This is a genomic window from Pseudoalteromonas sp. McH1-42, assembly GCF_022347845.1.
Classification (GTDB): domain Bacteria; phylum Pseudomonadota; class Gammaproteobacteria; order Enterobacterales; family Alteromonadaceae; genus Pseudoalteromonas; species Pseudoalteromonas rubra_D.
In genome coordinates, this window is the sequence record NZ_JAKRFU010000013.1 from 150,097 (window position 1) to 168,227 (window position 18,131).

An 18,131-nucleotide genomic window follows, 5' to 3' on the forward strand; every position below is an offset into this window, starting at 1 on the left:
TTTATTTTTCATTGCATCAGGGCGTCTGTTCAGTCACTTTAAGACTATCATTTCTCTCATCCGCAGACTGGCTCTGTAAAAGGGAACCCTATGCCTTTAACCAGCTTTTTACGTTTGATCTGTTTGGCAGCAATCTGGGGCGGTTCATTTTTGTTTATGCGCATTGCCGCACCGACCTTTGGCCCTGCTTATTTAATTGAATTCAGAGTGAGCTTCGCCGCACTGGCGTTGCTCGTGATAGCTTTGTATCTGAAACAATATCTGCACTTTCGCGCCCACGCCCGTCACTATTTTATTTTGGGTTTGCTCAATACCGCGCTGCCTTTCGTACTCTTTGCCTATGCGGCACAAACCCTGACGGTTTCTATGTTGGCAATTTTGAATGCCACGGCGGCCATTTGGGGTGCCTTAATCGCCTTTTTCTGGCATCGAACACCCCTTTCCATCAAGTCCCTGATCGGCATGGTGCTGGGGATATGCGGCGTTGTCATCTTAGTTGGCTGGGACGAGACACTGGTCTCAGAAAAGCTGATTTGGCCGGTCCTGGCAGGTGTACTTGCTGCGGTCAGTTACGGGGTTGCGAGCAACTATGCTAAAAATGCGCCCCAGATCGCCGCGTTTGATAATGCCCATGGCAGCATGTGGGCCGCCGTCGTCTGGCTACTGCCACTGCTGCCTTTCATACCCATGCGGGCAGTGCCAGATAGTACCGAGGTCTCTGCTGTGATTGCCTTAGGCGTGATCTGTACCGGCATTGCTTACTTGTTATATTTTCGATTAATTTCAGAGGTAGGCGCAGCTTCTGCGCTATCGGTTACTTTCTTAATCCCCCTGTTTGGCATTATCTGGGGCTATCTGATATTAGACGAGCAGGTTGGGCTTAATACATTAGGCGGGATGGTGCTGGTATTAACGGGGACTATGCTGGTGACGGGTTTTTCACCCGCCACCTTGCAAGCAGAGCGCACTGCGCGCTCCCAGTAAAGCATATATGGCTACTGAAAGACCACGTTTTCACTGCCCGGTAAGGGCTTAAAACGACTCAGTAGCTTTTCACAGTCTTCCAGGATCTGTGCTTCAAGACGCTCTTCAGCACGCCAGCGCTGCGCATCCATTTTGTAGATCTCTTTCTTACTGTACTTTTTACGCGCCTCATGGGTTGGCATTTCTTTAACTTCTTCGTACATCTCATGCACACCCGGGTAACTCTGACTCAGCTCGACTTCTTCATCAAAGCTGTACTGAGACATCAGTACCCACACTCGCAAACAGCCCTCAGAGTACTCACACTGTTTCTGCTGCATCGCTTTGGCGATCAGGTTGATACTATCGGATAGCTTAGCATTTCGTTCCTGACGAGAACGCGCCAGCTTCTCTTTTTGCTCCTGCTGCAATTTTGCTATCGTGTCTTTCTGAACTTTCAGCTGCCACAGCAGCTTGCCGGCATAAAAGGCCAAACCGGCAATGATCAACGCGCCTACCACAATCGCGGCTATCCACATAGTTTAACGCTCCTCGTCTTCGTCTGTTAACCACTCATCAGCCAGATCATTACTCATCCACTGATCCAGCTCATCTTCCTGAGCCATATCGGCTTCTTCAAACTCATCATCAATACCCAGTAACTCGCATAACGCCTGGTGACGAGCCACCGACTTATTGAAGTACTTAGCATCTTTGCCTGTCAATAGCTCACCACGCTCATGACGCTCTAACAGCGCCATCAGACGCTCATCATTTTCCAGCTGTCGCAGCTCTTCTTCCGGTGTTAATGTCACCTGCGCCACTTTCTTCAGCTCCACCTGAGGCTTCAGGTCACGATTTAACTTCGGCTGACTTGGCTGCTGAGACTGAGGGACCAGCGCAACAGGCTTTTTACTGCCCGCACGCGGATCCTTTTTACTGCCCGTGGTTTGACTCTCCTCCACTTTGGCTTCCTGTGCATTACGCGAGCCAGGCTTTTTACCCTTATGCTTTTTAGAACGCTGATCTTTCAGTGCTCTGAGCTCCTTCAGCTTTTCTTTGCTGAGTCTGGGAGTACCTATATTACCCACTTTACGGGATTTTTTCTTTCTCGTCATACTAGTCTTTACTCATTCTTCGCTATCGCTTAGTCAAAATGATGACATCATTGCCGATCACTTCAACCTGGGTATTAAATTGCTCTGCAATATAGGCAAACGTCTCCCGGCTAAAAAACGCAATATGGGTTTGATCGTTTTTATAATGCCAGGTTGCAAAGCGTGCCGGATCTATTACCAGTTTCGTCATCAATGCTAAAGGCGCACCAGGTTTCAACATGGTTAACAGCCGATGCAGCACTGTGCCTGGCTGAGCCAGATGCTCAATCACTTCACTACACGTGATAAAGTCATACTGGTGGTCCAGCACTTTGGGCTCATCGGCATAGTATAAATCATAGACGGCCATCCGGTGTCCCGCCTCGGTCAGCATTTTTGCCAGTAAAGGGCCCGGACCACAGCCGAAGTCCAGCCCGGATTGCGCAGCTGGCAAGCGAGCACACAAGGGCTCAGCCAGTCGGGATAAAAACCGTCTGTAGCCAGGATCCATCAGGCTATTTTCATGACTATCGTAAATGGCTTTTTCCTGCTCAGCGCTCAATCGCTGTTCGGGGGAGACAGATACCAGCTTGCAGCGCTGACACTGCCAGTAGTCTCTGAATTTGTCCTGATGGTAATGCGTCAGTGAGTCGCCTTCACAAAGGCCACAACGCCATGACTGAGGATTTTGCAACTGAGATAAACCGAAATGCCTTAAAGGCTGTATTGTAACAGCAATCAATTAGTGAACAAATATGCACGAAAAAATAAAAAAGCGGCAGAGATTGCTCTCTACCGCTTACTAATCTGAGCGTCACAAACTGGACACTTCTCCCTTCGACTTTTAAGTCATTGTTATTTTTATTGTGGTATCTTCCGTTTTGTTTTTGTTGTCACTTCCGTGAACACTTTCCATATTGTTATTGTTATCAAACTTCCAATGCATTTTTTATTGTCGGTCTTCCTGACGCTTTCTTAATCATCCTGTGTATTCACAACTGAATACTCAACTATGCCACCGACGCTTCCGATACGAATTGTCCCTGTTTTTGTATTATCTGGCGACAACGAATAATCTACGCCGATCTGAAACAGTTACAACTAAACAATAACAAAATTATTACCTGAATATTTTGAAACAACATCAAATCAATTTTATTACAATAGGTTACAACTGAACACAAAATGAAATTAAGTCAAGTCGTACAGATCGCATAGGTACATATCCTACATCATCATTGAGATATATCTCACAATCCAAGATCAAAAAAAGGCAGCTCAGTTGCTGCCTTTTTTACAATACCCAGCGTTTACACTGGGTTAGTTTTTCATCTATACGACTTTAGTGTAGGCCACCCAAGTACTTAGATAATACTTCAATGTCTTTATCAGTCAGTTTCTTCGCGATATCGCTCATCATACCGTTTGGATCGTTGTTACGATCGCCGCTACGGAACTTTTCAAGCTGTGCCTTGATGTACTCAGGGTGCTGGAATGAAATTTTCGGGAACTTAGACAGTGAGGTGCCGTTACCACGTGGACCGTGACATGCGGCACAAGACGGAATACCGCGCTCAGCATCACCGGCAGTGTAAAGCTTCTGACCAACTTCAACCACATCTTCTGGTGTCGTGCCAGAAGACATTGGCAGAGACGCAAAATATGCCGACAGGTCTTTCATGTCCTGATCAGACAATGGCATTGCCATACCGCTCATCACAGGATCCATACGCCCTTCTTTACCACCAGACGTCATACCCAGCTTGAACTCTTTCAATTGCTTGTATAGGTAATCGGCATGTTGGCCGGCGATTTTCGGATACATAGTAACAGGAGCATTGCCATCCGGACCGTGACACGCCGCACAGGTTGCAGCTTTTGCTTTACCGGCTTGCGCATCGCCATCAAATGCTGCGACGTTGCTGGCTGACAAGGACCCTAGCAACATAGTTAAAGTTAATGCTATTTTTTTCATGGTAAATTCTCTGTTTCCGACCCTGTAATTTTGACCCCAGCCGAAAAAGCCTCGTTTCTTTTACTGCGTGGGCAAATCTTATTTGAGACCGACTGACCAAGCTTGCTAAATGTGCACTAATTGGCACAGCCAAAGTCAACGGACTCGAGTTTTACGTTGCAATTGCTACATTCTACACGATATTAATTTCTCTGGCACGTTTTCTGCTCACATTAAGCCCATAAATTATAGGGATTTGACCTGGATTAAGTTTCCCATCCAGGGCATAGCGTAAAAACTCACCCAGGGTGAAGATTTTATCGGCTTTTGCTTTAGCAACCAAGTATAATAAAATAGACAATAATGAGATCAATCCCCTTGAGGAGTCGAAGTGCTAAAATCCCGCATGCCGTATAACCGTGCTCAGTTTGTAACGAGTGCCCCAGATATTTCCCGATTACCCGCCGATACCGGTATTGAAGTAGCGTTTGCTGGACGCTCCAATGCGGGAAAATCCAGTGCACTGAACGCTCTGACTGATCAGAAACTGGCACGGACCAGTAAAACGCCGGGCCGTACTCAGCTCATTAATACTTTCTCGCTGGACGAAGACAAACGCCTGATTGACCTACCCGGTTACGGCTTTGCAAAAGTACCGCTTGAAATGAAAAAGAAGTGGCAAAAATCACTGGGAGAATACCTGCAAAAACGCCAGAGCCTGAAGGGCATCGTGGTATTGATGGATATCCGTCACCCACTGAAAGACCTGGATATGGACTTGATTAACTGGGCCGCAGGTAGCGACATTCCGGTACTGGCACTGTTAACTAAAGCCGATAAGCTCAAGCAAGGTAAGCGTAAAGCAGAGGTACTTCAGGTTCGTAAAGCACTAGCTGAGCTCAATGCCGATATCACCGTCCATGCATTTTCGTCGCTCAAGGGTCTGGGGCTCAAAGAACTTGCCTGGCAGCTGGACGACTGGTTCCTGGGACCATACGTCAAAGAAGACGCAGAGCAGGATACCCCTTCGGCCTAATCATAAGACTCAAAGGCCGCCCCCCCTGGCGCGGCCTAGCCAATCACAAATGACGTATTCGCCGACGTCAACACAAACTCGTCATCCCGAGACTGCGCCAACTCAGCCCACTGATAATAGACCGAACGACTAATTCGTGCCGATAAGCCATAATTGAGCATCAAATACGGAACTGGCTGACCCTGATAGGATTTAAGCACCAGAGGAAACTCACTGCAAACAGGCCATAACCGGCCCAAGTTATCCTCTGCGATTAAAGTCGTCGACAAACCCAAGGTTGGGGCCAGGTTACAATACTGCCAGCTCACAATCACAAAGGGGCTATCTGCAACTTTTACCGGGCACGTCTCTGCGGGTGATTTGAGCAGGTACTGGCCCTGCTCATAACACAACACACTGGCGAACAGCCTGACCAACCCTGCTCGGCTGATCGGGGCGCCTTCGTGAAACCAGCGACCTTGTGCATCAATTTCAAACGCGCCGACACCACATTCATCCGCATGCCAGCGCCCGGTCGGGGCATGCTGCGTGACATAGTGGTCGATCAGCGCCTCAGTTTTACTCACTGAACACCAAATTAAACGTGACAGGTACAGCGGTGGCAATGGTATTCAGACCAGCAACTTTACGCAACGTTTCGATACCTGCATCCAGACCAAAATCACGGCTGTTAATCAGTACGGCACGCAATGGCGTAACCTGAAGTTGTTGAACGCCTTTGTTGACCACCAAATCAACATTCAATGTCGCAACCTGACCATGCAAAGCAAGCGTGACGGGCACTTTACGAAGGATCTGCACACCCGGCTTTAGTGCTTTCAGGTGCTGGCTAACATTCGCAGTGATCTTAGCTTCAGGAAATTTAGCCACGTTAAACAACATTTTTTGCATGCGCTCATTGCGGATTGGGATGAGGCTTTCAATGCTGCTCAGATCTAATCGCAAATCCAGCTCGCCGGCTTTATTAATTGAGCCTGCTAGTTGTTTAAAGTGGTGGTTTTCGGCAACACTGCCCGCCTTAATTGAGGTAAAGCTCACATCGCTGTGTGTTGCATCCAGTTGCCATGCCTGGGCAAACTGAGCGGACAAGCCAAGAACAGAGAAAAGAAGAGGTTTAAGCATGACGTATTCCTTGAGAATGAAAACGCTCATATTAACTGCTTATCTTGAACAGATGCAATGCCAGTGTCCCTAATAATGGCTTGACTTTCGACGGGATTATTTGCAGATTTTGGGATGAATTAAAGAAAGAAAAATCGGCTCGCACCATTCACATTGCGAGCCGTTATAGCAATCTGGGGAGAAGCTATCAATACACTGTATCTTCACTAGGAGAGATACATCATCAACAGGATGTCCTACAGGAAGAGGACGCGCGCACTGTAGCAAATCACTTAGGGGAAATAAACCATCAAAAGCAAGTTATGCGCCAATTTGATATTTTTTAAACATCAAGCTGCGCATTTTTACCTCTGAGTTACACCAGATACATTTGCAAGGCCCGTCATTACTGGGATCTGAGCAATAAAAAACACGGCCGGGGCCGTGTTTTTTTACCAATAAGGGAGGTTAGTGGGCTTGTTCCCAGTTGTCGCCATGGTCAGCTTCTACCAGTAACGGAACATCCAACTCGGCAGCTTCACTCATCAGCTGACACACATGCTCACTATACTGCGCCACTTTGTCGGCCTTAACTTCAAAGACCAGTTCATCGTGCACCTGCATCAGCAGTTTAATGTCACTGTCCTGCTGTGTTGCCAGCCACTGAGCCACTTTGATCATGGCCTTTTTAATGATGTCTGCCGCGGTGCCCTGCATCGGGGCATTAATTGCAGCGCGTTCAGCCGCTTTACGACGTGCACCATTACGGGCTTTGATATCAGGCAGATACAAGCGTCGGCCAAAGAGGGTTTCGACATAGCCCTGATCAGCTGCCTTCTCGCGTGTTGATTCCATGTACTCCAATACACCCGGGAAGCGCTCAAAGTACTTATCCATATAATGCTGTGCTTCGTGACGCGGAATATCCAGCTGTCTGGCCAGGCCAAATGCACTCATGCCGTAGATCAGTCCGAAGTTCACCGCCTTGGCTTTGCGACGCATGTCTGACGTCACGTCTTCGAGCGGCACAGAGAAAACCTCTGAAGCGGTTGCACTGTGAACATCTTTGCCCTCAGCAAACGCTTTCAGCAGGCCTGCATCCTGAGACAGATGTGCCATGATCCGCAGTTCAATCTGACTGTAGTCCGCCGCCATGATCACATGATCCTGATCAGCCACAAAGGCCTGACGAATGCGACGCCCGGCTTCGTTGCGGATTGGAATATTCTGTAAATTTGGATCTGTCGAGCTGAGTCGGCCTGTTGCCGTCACGGCCTGATGATACGAGGTATGCACACGTTGTGTCTGTGCATTGACCATCTTAGGTAGCTTGTCGGTATAGGTCGATTTCAGTTTGGCCAGACCGCGATGCTCGATGATCAATTTCGGCAAAGGGTAATCGTGGGCCAGCTCCTGCAAAACTTCTTCAGCCGTAGACGGGGCACCTTTAGGGGTTTTCTTCAATACAGGCAGTTCAAGTTTATCGAACAAGATTGCCTGTAACTGCTTAGTCGAGCTGAGGTTAAACTCTTCTCCGGCCAGCTCGAAAGCTGCCTGTTCCAGCTCTTTGAGTCGCGTTTCAATGGTGTGACTTTGCTGCGCTAGCATGTTGCTGTCGATTTTAACACCGGTGCGTTCAATCTCAGACAACACACTGACCAGAGGCAACTCAATCTCTTCAAAGACGTTTACCAGCGTCGGATGCTGCTGTAATTGCGGCCATAAGTGCTGGTGCAATCGCAAGGTAATATCGGCATCTTCAGCGGCATAAGGTGCGGCTTTATCAAGTTCAATCTGGTTAAAGGTCAGCTGGTTTTTACCTTTACCGGCAATCTCTTCAAAACTGATATTTTTATGACCCAGATACTTCAGTGCCAGCGAGTCCATATCATGGCGCGTGCCCACACTATTGAAGACGTAAGACTCCAGCATAGTGTCAAAGGCAATACCATTGAGCTCCAGCCCGGCACGTGCCAATACGCTCTTGTCGTATTTGAGGTTTTGCCCGACCTTTTTATAGTTGGGATCCGCCAGGATCGGACCAATCAGCTCAAACACCAGCGCCTTATCCAGCTGTTCAGGTGCGCCCATATAGTCGTGACCCAGCGGCAGGTACGCAGCTTCACCTGCGGCAACAGCAAAGCTCATACCGACCAGCTCAGCCTGCATATAGTCCAGGCTGGTGGTTTCAGTATCAAAGGCAAACAGTTCAGCGTCACGCAGCTTGTCCAGCCAGCGATCCAATTGTGCTCGCTCCAGGATAGTCTCATACGCAACCTCAACCGGTGGCGTCACCAATGACGCTTGCTCTGTATCAGCGGCCGTTTCTGGTGCACTTTGACCATCCAGTAACTCAGCAAGCCAGCGTTTGAACTCACACTGTCCATACAGCGCGATCAGCTGATCTTTATCCATCTCCTGGATCTTGAACTGTTCCAGGTCCTGCTCAACCTCACAGTCCAGTTTGATGGTCGCCAACTCATAGGATAATTTAAGCTGTGCTTCATTTTCGGTCAGCTTTTTCGACATGGTCTTGGAGCCACGGAAACCCAGATCGGCGATTTTGTCCAGGTTAGCGTAAAGCTCGTCAATCGACCCCAACCCCTGAAGCATCGCCAGCGCCGTTTTTTCACCCACACCAGGCACGCCCGGGATGTTATCTACTTTGTCGCCCATCAGCGCCAGATAGTCGATGATCAATTCCGGTCCAATGCCAAATTTATCCACCACCCCTTGTGGGTCCAAAATGGTGTTAGTCATGGTATTGATCAGAGTCACATGTTCATTGACCAGCTGAGCCATGTCTTTATCACCAGTGCTGATCAGCACATGTCTTTGTTGTTCAGACGCCAAACGGGAAAAAGTGCCAATGACATCATCCGCCTCTACCCCTTCAATACTGACCAGGGGCAGGCCCATGGCACGAATAATATCGTGGATCGGCGCGATCTGGGTGCGCAGATCATCCGGCATGGGTGGACGATGTGCTTTATATTCACTGTACATCTCATTTCTGAAAGTCGGCCCTTTGGCATCAAACACCACCACCATATGGCTGGGCTGATATTGCTTGAGCAAGCTTTTCAGCATGTTGATGACACCATAGATGGCGCCTGTGGCTTCTCCTTTTGAGTTGGTCAGGTGCGGTGGCGCATGATACGCGCGAAATAAGTACGACGAACCATCGACCAGGATCAGCGGGTTTTCAGGGATCTGAGACATAGTTATTGGGATCCTAAAATTGGAAGTTTTAAATCTGGGTTAGCATGCCATAAGGGCGAGCATAAAACGAGTCTGATACAATCCAAAACGGCTCATGAAAAATGGGGATGGCCTGTGGATAACTTTGTAGATAAACAGGGGCTATCGGCCCAAACCTCAAAAAAAGATCTAGGATAGAGTTGTAAAACAATGAATATAAAAGGAAATTTCTTTTTACTCTTTTATATGCTTTAAGCTAAGATTGTGGACAGTGACTTTGGAGTCAGTTTACAGCCAGTGACTGAGTGGCTATAAATTCACCGCTTTTCCTCAGGCGGAGGCGTATACTAACACAAACGATCAAAGATCAAAGCAGATCCTTTATATTTTTTTCTTACTAGCGTAATGACAAAATTGCATATATTGAAATTTAAAGACCTTAAAAGGAGATCCCGATGAAACAAGTAGCGATCATTTTAAGCGGTTGTGGCGTCTTTGACGGTGCTGAGATCCATGAATCCGTACTCACTATGCTGCACCTTGAGCGCCAGGGCGCCCGCTATCAGTGCTTTGCACCGGACATTGAGCAGCATCATGTGATCAACCACCTCACCGGCGAAGAGCAGGATGAGCAACGCAATGTTCGAGTAGAAGCAGCACGTATTGCCCGTGGCGACGTGGCATCACTGGATACACTCGATGCCAATGCCTTTGACGCACTGATCTTACCTGGCGGCTTTGGTGTAGCTAAAAACCTCTCTGACTTTGCTTTCAAGGGCGCTCAGTCTAGCGTTCTGGCTGCAGTCAAAGAAAGTTGTCAGGCTTTTAACCAACTCGGAAAACCGATTGCTTATTTATGTATTGCACCCGCGCTGATTGGTCATATCCACCCTGCAGGCACGCTTGCTACCATTGGTAATGACGAGGCCACCGCACAGGCAGTTGAAGCTTTAGGTGCCAGTCACGTGAATTGTGGTGTCGCTGATATCGTGGTCGATGATACACACAAAGTGATCAGCACACCGGCTTACATGCTGGCAGGCTCTATCAGTGAAGCATCCGCTGGTATTGAAAAGGCCGTGCAAAAGCTACTTGAGTTCGCATAAGTCGAAGCTTAGGCGGTGACACGCCGCCTATCTCTGCGCTTTATGCTCAAAAAACCAGCAAAACTGCGAAATTTCTCCTCACTGAACCCAACGATTTTTTGCCCTAACGCAATAAATTTTATTTTTTAGTCGCTTATAATCAAGTTTACGTTTTATAAATTAGTTGGTGACGTTATAATCGGCTTAATTCCGTCATCCATCGTGATAGATCACGTTCAATTTGAAGTGAGCAAGGTAAATGAAGAAACTTTCAGCAGCACTGTTATTGCTATCTACTGCGGCAATCGCACAGCCATTCGACAATTCTTTAACTGAAGAAGCGATTAAAAAGCGCCTTGAGCCGGTTGGCTCGGTCTACTTGGCGGGTGCCGAAGATACTGCTGCAGCGGCCCCTACTGGCCCACGTACAGGCGAGCAAGTGTATCAAGCTTCCTGTTTCGCGTGTCATGGCACAGGCGCACTGGGTGCACCTAAAACAGCTGATGACTGGGCACCACGTCTTGCTAAAGGCAACGACGTACTGCTAGACCACGCGATCAATGGCTTCAATGCCATGCCTCCTCGTGGTACGTGTATGGACTGTAGCGATGACGAAATTGCAGCAGCCATCGATTTTATGATTAAGTAAATAATCATCGCTTGGGGATGGGCAATACATCCCCTTCAATAGGCGCCTCTTGTCGCAAAGTTCACGACAAATATCACCATATTGTTATTAAAATTTTGCACTTGACCCCTCATTGTAAAAATGAAAATATAAGAACAATAAATAGACAATAACAACTCTTGGTTTCATCATTGGAAGATCCCAGCGTCTTAGTTCGCAAACTGACTCGGAAAAACCACCGTTTAGAGTCCTTGCTGAAAAAATACAAACAACACTCTCACTTGCAGCATGCCCTGATCCAGTTATCCGAGCAGGCCAGCACAGTTGCGGAGTTGACGCTGCTATATCCCGCGATCCATAGCATTTTAGAGCAATACCTACCGAGCAAAAGCTTTTATGTTGTGCTGCAAAACCAATTCACTCAGGGGCTGGAGCTGTCTTATTTTGTCGATGAAAAAGATGGCATTTCAGTGCCGCTGCATGAAGCAAACCACTTCAGCCAGGGCATAACGGGCTACGTTTTTAAAAACCGACAGACTTTGTACCTCAAGCGCCAGCAGATGGAGCAAATGAGTGCACAAGGCTTGTTTAAAGCGCTCGGCACTCAGGCTGAGCACTGGGTCGGTGTGCCTATTTTCCGCGAAAAAACCATTATCGGTGTCATGGTGTCACAAAACTATGCGCCGGATCAGCATTACAGTGAGCAGCAGGTAGAATTACTCGAAGTCATGTCCCTGTACCTGGCAACCGCCATTGAACGGGTTAAAAAACGCGAGTTGTTAGAATCTGAAGTTAAAATTCGTACCCGTGCTCTAATGCAAAGTAACGAGGCACTTAATACTGAAATAGAGCAACGTAAGCGGGCACTGGAACGCCAGCAAATCCTCTTTAAAATCGCGGAGCTGGCGACTCAGTTCAGTGATATCGACGATGTATACCAGCAAGTTCACCAGATCATGCGGTCCATTACCTTTGCTGATAACCTGTTTATCGCATTGCATGACAAGGCCTCAGACTGGCTCAGCTTCCCGTACAGCGTGGATGAGATGACTCAGTACAAACCGCGTCCATTTGCCAATGGTTACAGCGAGTTAGTGATCACCACTGAACGCAGTCAACTGATAGACACCAAGCGGGCACAGGTATTGATCGACAATGAAATCGTCAAACGCCCGGACAATTATCAGCTACAAAACGCGGCAACCAGCTGGCTGGGCGCACCGCTGAAAACTGCCAAAGGGGTCATTGGTCTCATTGCCTGCCAGGCATATAACCATGAGTACGAATATAATCACGAGGATGTTGAATTAATTTCATTTGTCTCGAATCAAATCGCCTCAGTGTTACAAACGCATCTCGCCAATCAGGCGCTCAAGGCCAGTAATCTGGAACTGGAGCACCGGGTCGCGGAAAAAACCAAAGAATTGCGCCAGACCAATTTACATTTGCAGATGCAAATCGAGGAAAGAAAAAAGATTGAGCAGCAACTCTATCATGATGCCCACCATGACCCGCTGACGACGCTGCCCAACCGGTTGTTATTTTTGACTCAGCTGGAAAAAACCTTACAAAAGTACCAGCGTTATCCGGAAAATAATTTTGCCGTGCTGTTTATCGACCTGGATAAATTCAAGGATATCAACGATGAGCTTGGGCATCAGGCAGGTGATCAGTTTTTAATCTGGGTCAGTAAAGCATTTTCAGAATGTATTCGTGAGCACGACTTATTAGCCCGTCTGGCGGGAGATGAGTTTGTGATCCTGCTGGATCATCTGAGCGATCGCCAGCAAGCAGAAGACGTTGCGAAACGCCTGATCAGAGTCATGCAACAGCCGTTCTGCATGAAAGGTCTGTGCATGCAAAGTGGTGCCAGTATTGGTATTACTTATAGCAACAAAGACTACAAAGATACCGATGAGATTATCCGCGATGCCGATGCCGCCATGTACTACGCTAAGAATGCCGGTCGTGGTCGTTATGAGTTTTATCACCCACTGCTCAGCGCAGCCAGCACACAAAGCAAACAAACGGAATATCATCACCTGAGTGCCCTGCCGATCCATTTTCGCAGCACTGAGATTGTCAATATGGCCAACCATGGCCAGCACATTGTGATGCTCGAAGCCTTTGGCGAACACCCGGTTTTGGGCAGCACCAGTTTCGATATCCTTAAGAAATTTGCTGCGGCGAAGGATGAGCAGCTAAAAATAGAAATGCAATTGCTCGGCCAGGCACTCGAACAGGCCGGGCGCGTCGCCAAAGCGCACACTGCCGATGTGCTGTTTGCCTGCTCCTGTGCGATCCTCGAAAGCACCACTTTTACAGAGCTTAAACAATTATTGAGTCAACGCACCAGCCACCTGTGCCTGTTGTTTGATGAAAGCGAAATCCGCTACGCCTCCAGTATGCAGCTCGAAAACCTCAAAGAGCTGTGCAGCCTGGGTATCGCCGTGGGCCTCAATGATTTTGCCAAAGATCGCTGCGATCTGGCGCTGCTCAGTCAAATTGATTTTAAATATCTGCTGCTCAGCTCAACATTCAGCAAACGGGTACTGCAGCAAAACAGCTATGATGTGCAATTGCAGGGGATCCTTGCAGTCACGGCTCTGAAAGCCATTCAGGTCATCGCCAAGGGCCCTGCAATCCTGAACTTCAGGAGTTTACTGGAACGCCACGGGCTGAGTTTATTTTTTGGTAAACAACAGAGCTTATCAGGCACCAAGCCAAGCGAAGTGCCCTCCTCACACGAATCTCTGCCGCTTTAACGTTTCAGCATCGCACGCAGATTCGCAACCCTGGCCTGACCTTTCTCCATACGTTCAGACTGCGACTGTACGGGTTTTTTGCCCTCATTTTGAATGTCATCCTGTGGCATTTCCTGAACAAACCGGCTGAGCTCTGGTGTGATCTGCTCACCAAACTGACGACGGCTTTTGGCATAGGTCATGGTCAACGTTTGCTGTGCACGCGTTACGCCCACATAGGCCAGACGCCGTTCTTCCTCAACATTATCTTCATCGATGCTGGTCTGGTGCGGCAGTAGCCCTTCTTCCATTCCGACCATAAAGACATGGGGATATTCCAGGCCTTTCGAGGCGTGCAGCGTCAACAGTTGCACCGCATCGCTGTCGTCTTCTTCTTCGTTACGCTCCAGCATGTCTCGCAGTGTCAGTTTGCTGACCACCTCAGGCAAAGTCATGGGCGGATTATCCGCATCGCCGGTCAGCATATCACTGATCCAACGATACAGTTCTGAGACGTTCTTCATGCGCATTTCGGCGGCTTTCGCGCTGGGCGATGACTCATACAAATAAGCTTCGTAATTGATTTCTCGCACCATATCTTTGACCGCTTCGAGTGTGTCTCCCCTGGTTGCTCGGTCACTCAATTCAACCACCCAACGGGCAAATCCCATCAACGCATTCAGACCGCGACCACTGAGGCGCTGTGGTAATTCAGGCTCAAAACACGCGGCAAATAAGCTGATGTGTTTATCGTTGGCCAGACTGCCGAGTTTCTCCAGGGTAACGGGCCCTATCTCACGTCGTGGCGTGTTGACGATCCGCAAAAAAGCATTGTCATCATCCTGATTTACCAGCAGGCGCAAATACGCCATGATGTCTTTGATCTCACTGCGAGCAAAAAACGACATACCGCCGCTAATTTTATAAGGAATGCGGTTCGCCATCAGGGCTTTTTCGAACACCCTTGCCTGGTGGTTACCCCGATACAGAATGGCGTAATCACGATAGCTGGTCCGCTTCATAAACTTGTGCGAAATGATCTCGGCTACGACCCGTTCGGATTCATGTTCTTCATCTCGGGTCGCAATCAAACGCAGTGGATCCCCATAGCCCAGTTCACTGAACAGCTTTTTGTCGAATTCATGGGGGTTATTGGCGATCAGAATATTCGCCGCTTTGAGGATCCGCCCGGCACTGCGATAGTTTTGTTCCAGCTTAATGAGGCGTAACCCCGGAAAATCTTTGCTCAGCAATACCAGGTTTTGTGGCTTGGCACCACGCCATGAATAAATGGACTGGTCGTCATCCCCTACCACGGTAAAGCGGGCGCGCTCGCCCACCAACAATTTTACCAGCTGATACTGGCTGGTATTGGTATCCTGATACTCATCCACCAGCAGATAACGAAAACGGGCCTGCCAGCGTTCTCGCACTTCGACGGAACTGTTTAGCAATAAGGTGGGGATCATGATCAGATCGTCAAAATCTAACGCGTTATATGCCCTAAGCTGGGTCTGATAGCGAGCATAAAGCTGTGCAAATAACGCCTTTTGTGCCTCTCTGGCTTCTCGGATAGCGCGCTCAGGCTGGATGAGTTCGTTTTTCCAGTTGCCAATCTGCATTTTCAGCTGATTAAGCAGATCTTTGTCACGATCCAGCTCTTTTTCTGTCAATTCGGCCAGTAACTGATTCGTATCCTGATCGTCAAACAAAGAAAAACCAGGCTTATAACCCAACGTTTTCACTTCTTTTTTTATGATTTCCAGCCCCAGCGTATGAAAGGTCGATACCCACAGGCCTTTGGCTTCTTGTTTACCCAGCGTCTGTGAAACCCGCTCCCGCATCTCTTTAGCAGCCTTATTGGTAAAGGTCACTGCCGCAATGTTACGCGCCTTGTATTCACATTTTTGTACCAGATAAGCAATTTTATTGGTGATCACCCGGGTTTTACCAGAGCCGGCACCGGCCAGTACCAGACAGGGTCCGCTGATATACTTAACAGCTTCGTCTTGTTTCGGGTTCAGTTTCATATTCTGTGATCACCTTTAGTCAATAAGCTGCTAAGTTTACCGTAATGCTCAAGTGGATCCCAAGCGCTTTTAACCGGTGACCGCTTTAGGTAAGATAGAGACAATAATCAAGCTTAGAGGCCAGCCCATGATCAACCCAGCAAAAATTGAAGAAATCGCCAAGCAGATCTCCAGTAACATGCCACAAGGTGTGAAAAACCTTGCAGACACTTTTGAAAGCAAAACCAAACAGGCTATTCAGAATAAACTGGCAGAAATGGATTTTGTCAGTCGTGAAGAGTTTGATATTCAGAGCAAAGTACTGATCAAAACCCGTGAAAAGCTCACCGAACTCGAAGCAAAAGTCGCCGAACTAGAGGCTAAGCTGGCAGCACAAGACAGCGACCAGCCAGAACAGTAATCCCTACAACTGGTATCGCCTGGCCAGATCGACCAGGGCCCGTTCATAGTGCGCTGCCAGTTGCTCTTCCTGCTCTATCTGAGTATTCAGCTCTTTGAGCAAGCCATCCGCCAGACCATACACCCAACCGTGAATGGTTAACTTTTGGCCCCGCGCCCAGGCATCCTGCACCACATTGGTTCGACAGACGTTTCTGACCTGCTCTATCACATTCAGCTCACATAATGCATCACAGCGTTGGTCAGGGTGTATTTCACTGAGCATCGCCTGATGCATCTCTTTGACATCGCCGACATGGCGTAGCCAGTTATCAATCAAACCCAAACGGGCATCTTCCAAAGCAGCACGTACCCCACCACAGCCGTAGTGACCCACGACCAGTACATGTTCAACTTTCAGCACCTCAATGGCGTACTGCATCACAGACAAACAGTTATGATCGGTATGCACCACCACGTTGGCCACATTGCGGTGGACAAACAAGTCTCCCGGCATCAAATCAACAATCTGGTTGGCCGGCACCCGGGAGTCCGAGCAGCCAATCCAGAGATAATTGGGATTCTGCTGCATGGATAATTTGGCAAAAAACTCCGGATTATTGGTCTGAGTCTGTTTCGCCCACTGGCGATTATTATTGAGCAGATGTTGCAGCTGGCTGTCAGACTGGCACATGGTTTTTCCTTATTTTGCTGATTGACACCGTGTAGCCTGGATCAAGATATTTCTTGGCGTCAGTGATTTATGACAAAACTCCGAGAGGCTGACATCATACCCAGCCTGTTCAAGATATAACACCCTGTCGAGCACCAGCCACACTTCTATGGCGCGACGAAAGGCATGGCGCACCAGCTCGATGCGCTCAGTGATACGCTGACGTGCACGCCCTTGTGCCAGGTAATAGTCAGCATCAAAGTGTGCCGGTAAGTCTAACTGCTTTTGCTCAGCTGCCCAGTGACAGAAATCAACAAACGGTCCGGAAAAAATCGCCTTGTTCACGGAGGGCACACTGAGGTACTGAGTATCGCCAGTCACATCACGGCGCAGCGCATCAAAGGCTAGCCGCCACTGGACCTCTCGTTTACGTACTTTCGCGACTCTTCCTGGCGCAGTAACCGTCTCCTGCAACGCCAGTTTCATGTCACTGTGTGACAAATCCAAAGCACTGTGCGCTGCAACGTCACTCATCGGCTGGTAGGTGGGCTCAGTAAACAGATGATAACAGCAGGGTGACAGGCTGATCTGCTCGCACTGTGCAGCGCTCGCCTGCTCCATAAAGGTCTGATGCAATCGACCGCAGGCATGCAGTGCAACGGCCTGCTGTCGTGGTCGAAAATACTGTGCAATCGGATCAGTAAGTACATCGGCACAATGAAAGGTCATGGCCAACTTTTGTTGCTCGGCACTGTGCTGACCTTGCTGGCATAAGGCCGCCTGTAGCTCAACACTGTCAACATGCTCTGCGCCCAGATACGCCAGCAACCTGCCCAGGTGTCCTTTACCTGCGCACCACTCCAGCACTGGCAGCTTTGGCTGATATACCTGCGCAACGAAGTCCTGTAACTGAGTCAACTTACGGCCCTTGATACCGTTACTGAGCCAAAACGGAAACTCAGGTCGACTCGCGACCTCCAATGCCAGCGCCGTCAGCGTTGGGAGCGTGTGTAATACTGGAATATAAGGTGTAAGAAACGCTATCAGTGACTCAGGATCCCGATCCAGTGCCGTCACGTCCTCATCACTCAATGACAACAACGCCTCTTCCAGTTCAGGCCAGGGAATGTCGGTATGATCGAATGCCAGTAATTGCCAGTAGCGACGCGTGTCTGTGAGCAACGCATCCAGGGCTAAAAACTGAGAGGAAAAGGAACTGTGCATGCTGGCCACCGATACCG

At 48.6% G+C, this 18,131-nt stretch carries 16 protein-coding genes; 6 read left to right on the forward strand and 10 right to left on the reverse strand.

The window, feature by feature from the left end:
* The first annotated feature begins 90 nt into the window (after nt 1-90).
* Nucleotides 91-984: a DMT family transporter gene (locus tag MHN31_RS13460; protein WP_125558818.1), complete on the forward strand. Its 894-nt coding sequence runs from the start codon at nt 91-93 to the stop codon at nt 982-984.
* Nucleotides 985-995: 11 nt separating this feature from the next.
* Here the strand turns inward: MHN31_RS13460 and MHN31_RS13465 are convergent, their stop codons facing one another.
* The 4 genes from MHN31_RS13465 to MHN31_RS13480 all read right to left on the reverse strand — a co-directional run bounded on the left by MHN31_RS13465 (nt 996) and on the right by MHN31_RS13480 (nt 4,035).
* Nucleotides 996-1,502 carry a DUF2489 domain-containing protein gene (locus MHN31_RS13465; RefSeq protein ID WP_125558816.1) on the reverse strand — a complete coding sequence of 169 codons (507 nt, stop codon included), beginning with the start codon at nt 1,500-1,502 and terminating at the stop codon, nt 996-998.
* Nucleotides 1,503-1,505: 3 nt separating this feature from the next.
* On the reverse strand, nt 1,506-2,081 hold the full coding sequence (yihI, locus tag MHN31_RS13470; RefSeq protein ID WP_239444485.1) for a Der GTPase-activating protein YihI: 576 nt from the start codon (nt 2,079-2,081) through the stop codon (nt 1,506-1,508).
* 22 nt (nt 2,082-2,103) lie between these two features.
* Nucleotides 2,104-2,754 (reverse strand): class I SAM-dependent methyltransferase, encoded by a 651-nt coding sequence (locus MHN31_RS13475; RefSeq protein WP_239444486.1) that lies wholly within the window; start codon nt 2,752-2,754, stop codon nt 2,104-2,106.
* Nucleotides 2,755-3,402: 648 nt separating this feature from the next.
* Nucleotides 3,403-4,035: a c-type cytochrome gene (locus MHN31_RS13480; RefSeq protein WP_010383752.1), complete on the reverse strand. Its 633-nt coding sequence runs from the start codon at nt 4,033-4,035 to the stop codon at nt 3,403-3,405.
* Between the two features lie 370 nt (nt 4,036-4,405).
* Between MHN31_RS13480 and yihA the strand changes: the two genes are divergently transcribed.
* Nucleotides 4,406-5,050 carry a ribosome biogenesis GTP-binding protein YihA/YsxC gene (gene yihA, locus MHN31_RS13485; RefSeq protein WP_049866241.1) on the forward strand — a complete coding sequence of 215 codons (645 nt, stop codon included), beginning with the start codon at nt 4,406-4,408 and terminating at the stop codon, nt 5,048-5,050.
* Nucleotides 5,051-5,085: 35 nt separating this feature from the next.
* Here yihA and MHN31_RS13490 read toward each other — a convergent pair whose 3' ends face one another.
* The 3 genes from MHN31_RS13490 to polA all read right to left on the reverse strand — a co-directional run bounded on the left by MHN31_RS13490 (nt 5,086) and on the right by polA (nt 9,373).
* On the reverse strand, nt 5,086-5,616 hold the full coding sequence (locus tag MHN31_RS13490) for a DUF1285 domain-containing protein (RefSeq protein WP_138537348.1): 531 nt from the start codon (nt 5,614-5,616) through the stop codon (nt 5,086-5,088).
* A complete protein-coding gene (locus MHN31_RS13495; RefSeq protein ID WP_239444487.1) occupies nt 5,609-6,172 on the reverse strand; it encodes a YceI family protein in 564 nt (187 codons plus the stop codon). Before MHN31_RS13495 ends, MHN31_RS13490 begins: the two co-directional genes overlap by 8 nt.
* A 447-nt stretch (nt 6,173-6,619) precedes the next feature.
* The gene (polA, locus tag MHN31_RS13500) at nt 6,620-9,373 is read right to left on the reverse strand and encodes a DNA polymerase I (protein ID WP_239444488.1); all 2,754 of its coding nucleotides are present in this window, start codon (nt 9,371-9,373) and stop codon (nt 6,620-6,622) included.
* Nucleotides 9,374-9,807: 434 nt separating this feature from the next.
* Here polA and elbB point away from each other — a divergent pair, with 434 nt between their 5' ends.
* The 3 genes from elbB (at nt 9,808) to MHN31_RS13515 (ending at nt 13,830) form a co-directional block, all read left to right on the forward strand.
* Nucleotides 9,808-10,458 carry an isoprenoid biosynthesis glyoxalase ElbB gene (gene elbB, locus MHN31_RS13505; RefSeq protein ID WP_125558802.1) on the forward strand — a complete coding sequence of 217 codons (651 nt, stop codon included), beginning with the start codon at nt 9,808-9,810 and terminating at the stop codon, nt 10,456-10,458.
* Nucleotides 10,459-10,696: 238 nt separating this feature from the next.
* On the forward strand, nt 10,697-11,086 hold the full coding sequence (locus MHN31_RS13510) for a cytochrome c5 family protein (protein WP_010383759.1): 390 nt from the start codon (nt 10,697-10,699) through the stop codon (nt 11,084-11,086).
* Between the two features lie 170 nt (nt 11,087-11,256).
* Nucleotides 11,257-13,830, forward strand: coding sequence for a diguanylate cyclase (locus MHN31_RS13515; protein ID WP_194867478.1), 2,574 nt, complete (start codon nt 11,257-11,259; stop codon nt 13,828-13,830).
* Here MHN31_RS13515 and rep read toward each other — a convergent pair.
* Nucleotides 13,827-15,839 carry a DNA helicase Rep gene (rep, locus tag MHN31_RS13520; RefSeq protein WP_194867477.1) on the reverse strand — a complete coding sequence of 671 codons (2,013 nt, stop codon included), beginning with the start codon at nt 15,837-15,839 and terminating at the stop codon, nt 13,827-13,829. The genes MHN31_RS13515 and rep overlap by 4 nt on opposite strands.
* A gap of 127 nt (nt 15,840-15,966) precedes the next feature.
* On the opposite strand from rep, the gene MHN31_RS13525 reads away from it, so the two are divergent.
* A complete protein-coding gene (locus MHN31_RS13525) occupies nt 15,967-16,239 on the forward strand; it encodes an accessory factor UbiK family protein (RefSeq protein ID WP_010383762.1) in 273 nt (90 codons plus the stop codon).
* 3 nt (nt 16,240-16,242) lie between these two features.
* Here the strand turns inward: MHN31_RS13525 and can are convergent, their stop codons facing one another.
* Both can and MHN31_RS13535 read right to left on the reverse strand, forming a co-directional pair.
* Nucleotides 16,243-16,911 (reverse strand): carbonate dehydratase, encoded by a 669-nt coding sequence (can, locus tag MHN31_RS13530; RefSeq protein WP_125558795.1) that lies wholly within the window; start codon nt 16,909-16,911, stop codon nt 16,243-16,245.
* A 9-nt stretch (nt 16,912-16,920) separates the two neighbouring features.
* Nucleotides 16,921-18,114: a methyltransferase gene (locus MHN31_RS13535; RefSeq protein ID WP_194867476.1), complete on the reverse strand. Its 1,194-nt coding sequence runs from the start codon at nt 18,112-18,114 to the stop codon at nt 16,921-16,923.
* Nucleotides 18,115-18,131: the final 17 nt, after the last annotated feature.